The organism is Amycolatopsis sp. CA-230715 (assembly GCF_018736145.1).
Taxonomy (GTDB): Bacteria; Actinomycetota; Actinomycetes; order Mycobacteriales; family Pseudonocardiaceae; genus Amycolatopsis.
The window spans coordinates 4,604,280-4,615,695 of the sequence record NZ_CP059997.1; the positions used below are offsets into that span (position 1 = coordinate 4,604,280).

An 11,416-nucleotide genomic window follows, 5' to 3' on the forward strand; every position below is an offset into this window, starting at 1 on the left:
CCACAAGTGCGGCTGCCTGTGGACAACTCGGCTGCTCGGCCCCGCGCAGCCCGGGGTACCGGTAGACTGGGCTGGGGCCGCCCCCCCCGGGATCGGGTGGGGGTTTTCCCTGTTCAGGGGTCTCTCGTCGCCGAATCGTGGGTGCTGGTTCAGTCGTAGCGGATGCGGCGTCGTCCGCTCGTCGTCGCAACTCGGTGCGATTCGTGCGGGGCGCCGGAGCGCGGCCACGGACGAAGCGGGCCGGTGTTCGAGCAAGCCCTCGCGGGCGCCGGGGGGAAGATCGGCGGCTGGTGGCGGCCCCGCTCCTGGCGTAGGGTCGTGACCTGCGACTTCTCTGTGATGGTGGGCACCGGCGGAAGGCGGGACGGGTCATGCGCTCGATGTGGAAGGGCTCGGTGTCCTTCGGGTTGGTCACCATCCCGGTCAACCTGTACACGGCGACCGAGAACAAGAGCGTCAGCCTGCGGCAGGTCCACGAGGCCGACGGCGCGCGCATCCAGTACAAGCGGTACTGCTCGGCGGAGAACAAGGAAGTGCCCTACGCGGAGATCGCGAAGGGCTACGAGCTGCCCGACGGCGGCATGGTCGTGCTCACCGACACCGATTTCGCGGAGCTGCCGCTGCCCACCTCCCGCGCGATCGACGTGCTCGAATTCGTCCCGCTCGAGGCCATCGATCCGATCTACTACGACAGCACCTACTACATCGAGCCGCAGAAAGCGGCCGCGAAGCCGTACGTGCTGCTCCGCGACGCCCTGCACAAATCGGGCCAGGTCGCGATCGCGAAGGTCGCGCTCCGCCAGCGCGAATCGCTCGCGATCCTGCGCGTCCACTCCGACCTGCTGGTGATGACCACCATGTTGTGGCCGGACGAGGTCCGCACCCCCGATTTCGGCTTCCTCGACGAGGACGCCCCGCAGATCCGCCCGCAGGAGCTGACCATGGCGGGCTCCCTGATCGACTCCATGTCGGAGCCGGTCTTCGAGCCGGACAAGTACCAGGACAGCTACCGCGAGGCACTCGAAGCGCTGATCGAGGCGAAGGTCAGCGGCAACGAGACCGCGGCGCCGCCGGAGGCACCGGGCAAGGCCGAGGTCGTCGACCTGATGAGCGCGCTGCAGGCCAGCGTCAGCGCGGCAAAGGAGACCCGCAAACCGGCCAAGGGCAAGGCCAAGAGCGGCGAGGAAAAGAAGCGCCGCACCAAGAGCGCCTGACACACCCCGTGCCCCGATGATCACCCGGGGTCCCCGAGGCGACACGCCGACGACGTGTCAGACTCTGTCGTCCCCCGGTGGTACCAAGAGTGGGGAAAGCACTACACCGAGTCGGGGAAGGACACGGTATGGACTGCTTGACCTGCGGTAACGGCCTCGACCATTGCCACGGAACGCTCATCGTGCACGTCGGCGGCGCGGTCGACTGCACCGACGGCGACTGCGCCGACCACGACCGCATCCGCCACGCCCTGATCGTCGACTGCGAGTTCCTCGGCGCCTGCGACTGCCACACCCCCGAGCACGCCGCACCGCTCCGCCACGCGTCCTGAACCGGGTTTGACCTGGAGCGCGCTCCAGCTCGTACGGTCCTGCGCATGACGAACCTCCCACCCCGCCGCCTCGGCGAACTGACCGTCGCGGCGCAGGGCCTCGGCTGCATGGGCATGAGCCACGGCTACGGCGACTCCGACGACGACCAGTCCATCGCCACGATCCACCGCGCCCTCGAACTCGGCGTCACGCTGCTCGACACCTCCGACTTCTACGGCGCCGGGCACAACGAGGAACTCATCGGCCGCGCGCTGGCTGGCAGGCGGGACCAGGCCGTGATCGCGACGAAGTTCGGCTTCGCGAACAAGCTCGGCGAGCCGACGCTGTTGCGTGGCGACGCCGCGTACGTGCGCGAAGCGGTCGACGCTTCGTTGCGGCGGTTGAACGTCGACCACATCGACCTCTACTACCTGCACCGCGTCGACCCGTCGGTGCCGATCGAAGAGACCGTCGCCGCGATGGCCGACCAGGTTCGCGCGGGCAAGGTCCGCCACCTCGGTCTGTCCGAAGCGAACGCGCGGACCGTGCGCCGGGCCGTCGCGGTGCACCCGATCGCGGCGCTGCAGAGCGAATGGTCACTGTGGACTCGTGACATCGAGGCCGACGTCTTGCCCGCCTGCCGCGAACTCGGCGTCGGCCTCGTCCCCTTCTCCCCGCTCGGCCGCGGTTTCCTCACCGGCCGGTACAAGTCGGTGGCCGGCCTTCCCGAGACCGACGTCCGCCGTTCGCAGCCCCGGTTCGCCGACGGCAACCTCGAACGCAACTTGTCCATTGTGGACAAGCTCGACGAGCTGGCCGCGCGCAAGGGCGTCACCGCGGGCCAGCTCGCGCTCGCCTGGGTGCAGCACCGCGGCGACGACGTGGTCCCGATCCCCGGCACCCGCAGGCAGCGGTATCTGGAGGAGAACCTCGCCGCGGCCTCGCTAGAACTGTCCAAAAAGGAGCTTGAGGCCATCGACGCCGCCGCGCCCGCGGGTGCCGTCGCGGGCACCCGCTACGACGCGAAGAGCATGGAGTTCGTCAACGGCTGAGCTGGGTCACCTGGCTCAGGTCGTCCCAGATCGGCACGCGCGGGGAAAACCGCAGCGCCATGCCCGCCTCGGCCGGGGTGCGGTCGCCCTTGCGCGCGTTGCAGCTGCGGGAGGTCCCGCCGCACGCGGTCACCGTGTTGAGCCAGCTCGTGCGCGCGCCGCCCCTGCTGATCGGGACGACGTGGTCGACGGTCGTGGCGTGGCAGCCGCAGTAGGCGCACGTGTGGTTGTCGCGCCGGAGCACGCCGCGCCGCGACCACCGCGGCGCGTTCGCGTAGCGCCACTTCATCACGACGTAGCGCAGCAGCCGCACGACCTTCGGGCGCGGGAAGACGCCGAGCTCGGTGCCGTCGGACTCGTGCACGACGGCGACCCTGCGGACGAGCATCCGGATGGCGTGCGGGACCGAAACCGTGTGCAACGGCTCGTAGCCCGCGTTGAGGACCAGCACGGTCATCATGACGACACCCCCTTTCCGTACTGGGCAAGGAAAAGCATCTTCCGTCCACACGTGACCGTCAACGCGTTTACCGCGCCCGAAAACTCGTTGCGCGGCACGCCGGTGCGCCGGATGATCCCGGTATGACCACGACTGCCGCCCCGCCGCGATCCCGTACCGACGTGTTCGGGCGCGGCAAGCAGCAGGACCGTCCGAAAGGGACGATGCAGCCACGCGCATGACCGCCGCCGTGGTGGCGGGCCTGCTCGCGGGGTACGGCATCGCGATCCCGGTCGGCGCGGTCTCGGCGTACCTGGTCTCGCTGACCGCGCGCACCGGGATCAGGGCCGGGATCGGCGCGGCGCTCGGGGTGGCGACCGCCGACGGCCTGTACGCGCTGGTCGCCATGATCGGCGGAGCCGCGGCCGCCCGAGCGCTGCACCCCGTTCTGCTCCCGCTGCGCTGGGTGTCCGCGTTCGTGCTCGTCGCACTCGCGCTGCGCACCGGGATCTCCGCGGTACGCCGGTACCGGGCCGGTTCGGGCGACGAGATCGCGGCGACGGCGATCGGCCCCGCTCGGGCGTACTTCGGCCTGCTCGGCATGACCGCGCTGAACCCGCTCACCGTCGTCTACTTCGCCGCGCTCGTGCTCGGCGGTTCGGCCGCGGTGACCGCGAACCGGTGGGAGCAGGCGGTTTTCGTGCTCGCCGCGTTCGCCGCCTCGGCGAGCTGGCAGATCCTGCTCGCCTGCGGCGGCGCGCTGCTCGGCAGGGTGCTGACCGGCCCCCGCGGCCGCCTCGGCACGGCGACCGCGTCGAGCATGCTCGTCATCGCACTGGCGATCCGGTTGGTGGTTTAGCGGCGATGGTTTCCAGTTCCGTCAGCCACTCGCCCGCGGGCGGGCGCGCTTCGAGCAGCCACGTCGCCCCCGCGCGGTCGAGCGGACGCCGGTTCGGCCAGCCGCCGGGCGATCCACGCCGGTGGCACCGGCGACGGCGCCGAGCAGCACCCACGGATCGGGTGGTTCGAGACCGGACCCGTGCGGCATCTGCACGTGGTCGTCGAGGAAGACGCCGTCCCATCCCGATCGTTCCGCGGTGACCGCGAGGTGTTCCGGCGGGTGGTGGACCGGAACACCGACCGCGCGCCGCGCACCGCGCCGAGTCCGGAAACCCCGGCGAAGAACCGGAAGCGCTGGGTCGAACTCGCGCTCCGCGGAATCACCGGGTGATCGGCCTGCCGGTGGTCAGGCCAGGTCGAGCAGGGTGCTCGAGTCGACTTCGATGTCGTGCAGCACCAGCCTGCTTCGCAGCTCGCGGACACCGTGGTCCCGTTTGAGCAGGTCGACGACCGTCTCGAACTCGGCGGGGTCGACGCACGCCAGCCTGAGCTGGTAGTCGTACTCGCCGGTGAGCCGCGCGCCCGCGACCACTTGCGGTACCGAGCGCAGGCCGTGTTCGAAGGCGGTGCGGTCGACGTGCTCGCGCAGGCGGATGTCGCTGACCATGGTGAGCGCGCGGCCGAGCGCGGCGGGGTCGATCTCGGCGCGGAAGCCGCGGACCACCCCGGAGGCGCGCAGCCTGCGCACGCGGTCGGCGACCGTGTTCGCGGACAGGCGCACGTCCTTGCTCAGCTCGTGGTAGGTCCGGCGGGCGTCCTGCTCCAGCAGCCGCACGAGCGATCGGTCGATGTCGTCCACGCTGCCATTGTGGATAACTCGGCATGATGTCGCAATCATCGAGGAATACTCGGCCTGTGGTCGCGAGAGGGCTTGATTTCCGAGCCACCTGCGCCGCCTTCCGTGGAACCGTCGAGTGCATGGAAGTCCTGGTGCTGCGCCTGGTCCTGCCCCTGCTCACGATGCTGCTCGTCACCGCGGCGCAACGGCGGTTCGGCCACCGGCTCGGCGGCAGGCTGGTCGGGCTGCCACTGACGTCCTGCCCGCTCCTCCTCGTGCTGCTGCTCACCGACGGGGCCGGTGTCGCGGCAGGGACCGCCGCCGGGATGGCGGCCGGGCAGGCCGGGGTGGCGGTGTTCTGCTTCGCCTACGGCAGGCTCGCCGACCGGTTGCGCGGCCCGCTCCTGGTCACGGTCACCGCGCTCGCACTGGCCGCGGGCGCGCTCGTGGCGGTTTCGGTGATCAGGTCCACGGCGGTGGTGTTCGCGCTGGTCGCCGTCCTCGCCGTGGCCGGGCTGCGCGTCTGGGAACCGGTCGCGGCCACCGGCACGCGGGCCACGGCCGCCGTGCGGTGGGAGACGCCGCTGCGGGTCGTCGTCACGGTCACCGTCGTGGCCTGCCTCAGCGGCGCGGTGAAGGTGCTCGGCCCGCACCTGGCCGGTGTGCTGGCGGGCATACCGGTGGTGCTCGCCGTCCTCGCCCCGTTGACCCAGCGCGGCTCCGGGGCGCGCGCGGCCGCGGCACTGACCCGCGGTGTGCTGCGGTCCGTGCCGGGAACGCTGGCGTTCGTCGTAGCGCTCGCGTTCGGTCTGCCGTGGCTCGGAGCTGCGGCGTTCGGCGTCGCCGCCGGGGCACTGGTGCTCGCCGACTGTGCCACCGGACGGTTCCTCGTCACGCGGGCACGTGAAGTCGCGGTGAGCTGACAGTCCATAGTGGATTATGGATCGGTACGTCCACAAGGGACGGTCGGCAACTCGTTACGAGTAATTCGGCACAACCCCGTAACGGTTGGCCTCCCAGTGTCGACGGACAAGCCATGACGGGGACGAAAACAGCGCGATGGGCAGAACTCCGGCCGGGGCAGGTGTGGGTGACCGCCGACGGCAGCACGCGGGTGGTGGACAGGGTCACGCGCGCGGTGTGGCGCACCACCGGGCGGCGGCAGAACGTGATCATGTTCGACGGGCACGGGCCCGAGACCCATCCGGACACCTTCGAGGTGACCGTCGTGCCGGACCGTTCCTGATCGACGACGTCCATTGTGGACCCCGTGTGACCTGCGCCTGGTGGGCACACTGGTGGTGCTGATCCCGGCGGCCGCGCGGCCGCCGGGCCGCGTCCTGCCCGCCGATGCCCTGAAGGATGCTCCTGTAGCGGTGTCGACCTAACCAGCCGAGGAACGATCCGCCGCCCCCGCGAGCACCCTGCCTCGCGAGCGAGCGCGGCTCCTACGCCCCGAAGGAAGCCCTGCCTCGGCGGCGATCCGTGCCTGATGCCCCGAAAGTGGCTTTCGGGGACTTGAACGCCCCGAAGTTCACAGTGATGTCGGGTGCGTGGCGCGGTCATCGGCGGCGGAGGTTCTCCGTTGGTCCCCGAAGGCCACCTTCGGGGACCCTGGCGCCACTGTCTCGGCCCTCGCTCACGTGCGGGCAGGGCTGCGCATGCCCCGAAGGTGGCCTTCGGGGCGCTCAACGTCGCCAATCCACCCCTCGCACGCCCGACCGCCGCGACACGCCTGCCCCGAAAGTGACGTTCGGGGCGCTGGATTCCCTGAAGGTCACCTTCGGGGCACCCGAAGGCTTGCTGTGGGGTCGTGCGGGTGGCGAGAGCGTGGTGCGAGGGGCGAGATCGTGACGCTCAGCGCCCCAAGAGGAGCCTTCGGCGGCACCCGCGGCCCTACTCGACCTCTATAGGAGCGTCTTTCGGGGCGTGCGTCATGGGGTGAACAAGCACGTCAGAGCCGTAGGGGCAAGCGCGGCGAGATTGGTGAACACAAGTGTTCGCTAATGGTGTACGCTTCCCTTCACGCGCACTGGGGTGAGGGAAAAACCGACAGCCGCGAGGGGACCGGTACGTGTCCACCCGAATCCGCTTCCACCGCGCGTGCTTGGCGACCCGGATTGCCGTTCCGGGTCACGGACGAAGGGTTTCGACGGGTAATGAAGATTCGCGCCAAGTCGCTCATCGTGGCCGCGGTGACGGCCGTACTGTCGGTCGGTCCCGTGGTGTCGGTGGCCAACGCGGAGCCGGATGCGGCCGCCGCCGGCTGCCCCGGCACCAGGGTGTTCGCCCTCGGCGGGCGGGCCGACCCCGATGCCACCTTCTTCCAGAACATCCCGCTCCCGCCGGGCTTCGACCTCGACCGGGTGCACTACTCGGCCGAGTTCTTCCCGGTCACCGGGCTCAAGACCTACGACGACTCCATCGCCGAGGGGATCGCGAACCTGACCCGCCACGTCTACGACTTCCACGGTGCGTGCGGCGGTTCGCACATCCTGATCACCGGGTACTCGATGGGCGCCCGCGCCGCCGGTGACACGTTGTTCAACCTCGGCAACGACAACAAGATCCCGAAGAACCAGATCGACGGCGTCCTCTACGCCGACCCGAGGCGGGTCGGCCCGAACGGGTCGCCGGGCGGGATCGAGACCAACATCCCGACCCCGATCAAGGGCATCACGATGAACGGCCCGCGCGGGTTCGCGGGCATCGGGGTGCACGAGATCTGCAACCAGAACGACGGCGCGTGCCTGTCCGCGAACCCGTTCACCAACCTGCTGCAGTTCGCCAACGGCATCCAGGGCGCGGTCGCCGCGGGTGCGCACGGGTTCCCGCCGCCGAACCCGGTCGGCGAACGCGGCAACTTCGACACCGTCATCCCGCAGCCGCCGGTGATCCAGTACGGCCCGCCGCTCCCGCTGCCGATCCCGACCCCGTGGGAGATGTTCAACGGCAAGATCCCCGGCACCGAGGGGCAGGCCGCGATCGCCGACATCCAGAACAAGCTGATGGGCTTGCTGTCGCCGGAGGCGAAGGCGGCGCTGCCGCACGTGCCGTTCTTCGGCATGGCCTGATTCCCCGGTAACACCGGGAAAACGTCGCGCGGGTGGTGACACGGTTCGTGTCACCACCCGCGTTCCGCTGTTCCGGGCCGGAACGGCGATGGGGACCGGTCCCCTGAACCGGGAGCTACAAAGGGCGAGCCGGGTACACCGTGGCGCATTCCGCGCGAATCGGTTGCCATTCGCGCTGAGGGAGGCTCCATGGGAAAATCGGCCGGGAAGCGGAAACACGTCGTCGCCGCGACAGCGGTCATTCTCCTGTCGATCGGGTCGGGCGCGAGTGCGGCCGGATCCCCTGTGGCGCAATGGGATCCACGTCAACCGGGGCCGGACGAACTGTTCACGGCGGCGGACGGGTCGCCGAACTACTTTCGCTCGGCCATTCCCGCGAACCCGAAGCTGGACGCCAACTCGGCGGCCATCGTGCGGAGCATGGGGGACGAAAAACCGCGCGTGAACGGGCCGGAATGGCAGATCACCGTTTACGATTCGAGCAACAGCGATCCCGAGTACCACCCGTCGTTCAGCGAGGACTGGGGCTGTTCGGTCGGCGGCGGGATCCACATCCCCGACTACGCCACCCGCGAAGTGCCTTCGCCCGGTGACGAATGGGTCGTCGTGCACAACAAGGACGACGGGACCGTCAAGGCGATCTGGGGTGCGAGCAAGGCTGGCGGCAAGTGGAATGGTGCTTGCGGCGGCACCTGGCCAGCCACGAGCGGGGGCGGCGCCGAGTCCAAGACCGAGGGGGTCGGCACCGGCGCGGAGGTGCAGGCCGGGGCAGGGTTCATCCTGAACAGCGAGGTCACCAGCGGCGCGATCGAGCACGCGCTGTACTTCACCTCCACCACCAGTTGCCGTTCGTTCCGCGCGCCCGCGGGCAAGTCCGACGGGGACGGGTCGGGCTCGTCGTGCGTGCCGATGGGCGCGAGGATCCAGCTCGACCCGGCGGTCGACTGCGCGGGCCTCGCCGGTGCTTCCGCCGGGGAGAAGATGATCTGCGTCGCGATGCAGAAGTTCGGCGGTTACGTCCTTGACAGCGGGGGCCCCGGCCCGATCAGCGGGATCGGCGTCGCCGGTGACGATCTGACCGATCCGGACCGGTCGCCGTGGGAACGTCCCGGCAACGGCATGCGCGAGGGCGGGATACTGGCGAAGGCGGGCCTGACCGGTTCGGCGGACGCGCTGGCGCACATCCCGTGGGACCGTCTGCGGGTGCTGTCCGGTTGGGACGGTCGATGACCGTGGACGGGCGTTTCTTCATACAAGCTGCCCCATTCTGGTCGACTACGACCTGCCGGACCGCGACCGCGGCGGGCATTCCGGCGGCGGCGCGGCGTTCCCCGAGGAGTACCGCACCTGGCTGCGCGGTTTCGCCGACGGGATCGCGGACCGGCCCGCGGCGGTCGTCGTCGAACCGGACGCGCTCGCGCAGCTCGACCGCCCGAACGCGGCGCACTACGTCGTCGACACCAGCCGCAACGGGAACGGCGCCCGCCGGGCAGTTTTCGCCGGTGCTCGCCAAGCACCTCGTCGACGGAGCATGACCGGAAGTCCAAGCCGCGAAAGGAAAACACGTGGGTACACGGATCAACAGGGTCACCGGGGTCGTCGTCGCGGCGGGATTGTTCGCCGCGACGAGCGGGCCCGCGGCCGCGACCCCGGCGGACGTACCGCCACCGGCCTCGGGCCGGACGCTCACGGTCGGCCCCGGCGCGCAGTACGAGTCCATTCAGGACGCGGCCGATGCCGCGCGACCCGGTGACAACGTCGAAATCGCGGCGGGCACCTACTCGGGCGGCCTGCACCTCGACCACGGTGGCGCACAGGACAAGTACCTCACCTTCTACGGCAAGGGCGGCCACGCGGTGCTCACCGGCGGGGGCGGTGGCGACGACGGGCTGCTCGCGATCGGCGGCAGCTCGTGGCTCCGCTTCATCGGCGTGACCGTCGCGCGTTCGGACGGGTTCGCGGTGCGGGCCAACGGTGCGAACCACCTGGTGTTCCAGGACTTCCGCGTCGACGGCTCGCAGGAGGGCGGGCTCGTCCTGCTCGGCTCGCGCGACATCCTGGTGGACGGGTGCGAGATCTCCGGGACGAACGCCAAGGGCACCTCCGCGAGCCACGAAGCGATGAGTGTCGGCGAGGGGTCGAGCGGTATCGAGGTGCGGGGATGCCGCGTGCACGACAACGGCGAGGAAGGCATCGACGTCAAGTACGACGACGACGCCAAGGCCAAGATCCACGACAACGTCGTGTACGGCAACCGCGGCCCGAACATCTACGTGGACAGCTCGTCCGGCGTCGAGATCTACAACAACACGGTCTACGCCACGAAGAACGAAACCAAGGCGGGTGTCGGGCTCGCCGTCGAGGACTATTCGGACAGTCGCAAGCTCGACGACATCAGCGTGTACAACAACGTCTCCTACGGCAACGCGGGCGCCGGGCTGGGCTTCTGGATGGAATCCGACGGCACGATGTCGAACGTCCGGGTGGTCAACAACACCTTCCACGGCAATTCCGGCGGGGCGATCAGCTTCGACGTGTCCGGAGTGGACGGAAAGAACCTCTTGCGCAACAACATCTTCGGGGAAGGACAGGAGTCGCTGCCCGGTTTCACCAGTGACCACAACGCGGCGGGCGACCCCGGCTTCGCCGATCCCGGTGCCGCCGACTTCCACCTCGCGCCGGGATCGTCGGCGATCGACGCGGGTGCCGCAGACGGCGCGCCCGCCTTCGACCGGGACAACAAGCCGCGCCCGGCGGGGAAAGCGGTCGATCTGGGTGCCTACGAAAGCCGATGAAAGGGTGCATCGGCAGCTGGTCGTCACGGCAGCGGTGTGGGCAGTTGGAGCCATTCGAGGTCCATCGGCACCAGCGTCGTCGACAGCACCAGCTCGCGGATGAGGTTGACGGTGAGCGTCAGTCCGACCGGTTCCCCGACCTCCTCGCGCCGGAGCCCGTGCACGCCCGCGTCGGAAAGGCGTTGCCGCACACGGGAAACGATGTGTTCGACGCGTTTCGCCGTCCACAGTGAACTCGGCTGGTACGCGCCGAGTTCGGCGGCGACCTGCTGGCGCGAGAGGGGCAGCGGTTGCGGGTCGTAGGCGAGGTAGCGCTGCCCGAGCACCGCGAGCACGAGGTGTTCGGTCGGGCTGAGCCGCCACCGCTTCGGCGGTGCCGTGGGATGGTTGGGCCGCGGCACGGCCAGCCGGGTGTCGCCGTCGGACACGTGGAGTTCGAGCAGGTGCTCCCGGTCGCGCGTGCCGCGGAGGAACAGCGCGGTGTAGCCGTCGGCCAACGGCAGGGGCTCGCCGTCGCGGTGCAGGAGGACGGTGTCGGACAACCGGATCGGCGAGCGCCCGGTGTTGCTCAGCCACCACCGGCCGCGGTCGCGGGTCAGCAGCCCGTGCACCCGGCTGATCCGCAGATCGTCCTCGCCGACGCAGACGTCGACCTCGAGCCGGTTGCGCCCGAAGCTCACCCTGCCGCCCGGCGCGGGCGGTACCGCGACGCCGCCGGTGACGGTGAGCGCGCTCAACGTGCCCGGCGCCACGTCGGCCACGCCGTCGCGGAGACTGCGCTGGTGGTGGGGGTCGATCCGGCCGGTGGTCACGGTCGCGCCCGTTCTCCCGGTCCGGCGGCACCCTGCTCCG

13 protein-coding genes and 1 pseudogene are annotated in these 11,416 nt (G+C 70.1%); 11 read left to right on the plus strand and 3 right to left on the minus strand.

The window, feature by feature from the left end; translation table 11 throughout:
- Positions 1-371 precede the first annotated feature (371 nt).
- The 3 genes from ku (at position 372) to HUW46_RS22000 (ending at position 2,578) form a co-directional block, all read left to right on the plus strand.
- Positions 372-1,214, plus strand: a complete 843-nt coding sequence (ku, locus tag HUW46_RS21990) for a non-homologous end joining protein Ku (RefSeq protein WP_215549060.1) — start codon at positions 372-374, stop codon at positions 1,212-1,214.
- Positions 1,215-1,342: 128 nt separating this feature from the next.
- Complete coding sequence (locus HUW46_RS21995; RefSeq protein WP_215549061.1) at positions 1,343-1,546, plus strand: hypothetical protein; 204 nt, start codon at positions 1,343-1,345, stop codon at positions 1,544-1,546.
- Between the two features lie 45 nt (positions 1,547-1,591).
- Positions 1,592-2,578, plus strand: coding sequence for an aldo/keto reductase (locus HUW46_RS22000; protein WP_215549062.1), 987 nt, complete (start codon positions 1,592-1,594; stop codon positions 2,576-2,578).
- Here HUW46_RS22000 and HUW46_RS22005 read toward each other — a convergent pair.
- On the minus strand, positions 2,568-3,038 hold the full coding sequence (locus HUW46_RS22005; protein ID WP_254126413.1) for an HNH endonuclease: 471 nt from the start codon (positions 3,036-3,038) through the stop codon (positions 2,568-2,570). The two genes, HUW46_RS22000 and HUW46_RS22005, sit on opposite strands and share 11 nt — an antisense overlap.
- Positions 3,039-3,255: 217 nt before the next feature.
- On the opposite strand from HUW46_RS22005, the gene HUW46_RS22010 reads away from it, so the two are divergent.
- Together HUW46_RS22010 and HUW46_RS22020 are read left to right on the plus strand one after the other, a co-directional pair.
- Entirely contained in the window at positions 3,256-3,876 is a 621-nt protein-coding gene (locus tag HUW46_RS22010) for a LysE family transporter (RefSeq protein WP_215549063.1), read from the plus strand.
- Positions 3,877-4,056: 180 nt separating this feature from the next.
- Positions 4,057-4,248, plus strand: a complete 192-nt coding sequence (locus tag HUW46_RS22020; RefSeq protein ID WP_215549064.1) for a hypothetical protein — start codon at positions 4,057-4,059, stop codon at positions 4,246-4,248.
- Positions 4,249-4,263: 15 nt separating this feature from the next.
- Here HUW46_RS22020 and HUW46_RS22025 read toward each other — a convergent pair whose 3' ends face one another.
- Positions 4,264-4,716, minus strand: coding sequence for an Lrp/AsnC family transcriptional regulator (locus tag HUW46_RS22025; RefSeq protein WP_215549065.1), 453 nt, complete (start codon positions 4,714-4,716; stop codon positions 4,264-4,266).
- 119 nt (positions 4,717-4,835) lie between these two features.
- On the opposite strand from HUW46_RS22025, the gene HUW46_RS22030 reads away from it, so the two are divergent.
- The 6 genes and pseudogenes from HUW46_RS22030 to HUW46_RS48385 all read left to right on the plus strand — a co-directional run bounded on the left by HUW46_RS22030 (position 4,836) and on the right by HUW46_RS48385 (position 10,564).
- The gene (locus HUW46_RS22030) at positions 4,836-5,618 is read left to right on the plus strand and encodes a hypothetical protein (RefSeq protein ID WP_215549066.1); all 783 of its coding nucleotides are present in this window, start codon (positions 4,836-4,838) and stop codon (positions 5,616-5,618) included.
- 113 nt (positions 5,619-5,731) lie between these two features.
- Entirely contained in the window at positions 5,732-5,941 is a 210-nt protein-coding gene (locus HUW46_RS22035; protein WP_215549067.1) for a hypothetical protein, read from the plus strand.
- 913 nt (positions 5,942-6,854) lie between these two features.
- Positions 6,855-7,769 carry a PE-PPE domain-containing protein gene (locus HUW46_RS22040; protein WP_215549068.1) on the plus strand — a complete coding sequence of 305 codons (915 nt, stop codon included), beginning with the start codon at positions 6,855-6,857 and terminating at the stop codon, positions 7,767-7,769.
- Positions 7,770-7,958: 189 nt separating this feature from the next.
- A complete protein-coding gene (locus tag HUW46_RS22045; RefSeq protein WP_215549069.1) occupies positions 7,959-8,999 on the plus strand; it encodes a hypothetical protein in 1,041 nt (346 codons plus the stop codon).
- Between the two features lie 37 nt (positions 9,000-9,036).
- Positions 9,037-9,183, plus strand: a pseudogene (locus tag HUW46_RS48775) (glycoside hydrolase family 6 protein); the annotation flags it as partial.
- A gap of 151 nt (positions 9,184-9,334) precedes the next feature.
- Positions 9,335-10,564 carry a right-handed parallel beta-helix repeat-containing protein gene (locus tag HUW46_RS48385; protein WP_254126415.1) on the plus strand — a complete coding sequence of 410 codons (1,230 nt, stop codon included), beginning with the start codon at positions 9,335-9,337 and terminating at the stop codon, positions 10,562-10,564.
- A 23-nt stretch (positions 10,565-10,587) separates the two neighbouring features.
- Here the strand turns inward: HUW46_RS48385 and HUW46_RS22055 are convergent, their stop codons facing one another.
- A complete protein-coding gene (locus HUW46_RS22055; RefSeq protein WP_254126417.1) occupies positions 10,588-11,376 on the minus strand; it encodes an FHA domain-containing protein in 789 nt (262 codons plus the stop codon).
- Between the last annotated feature and the right edge of the window lie 40 nt (positions 11,377-11,416).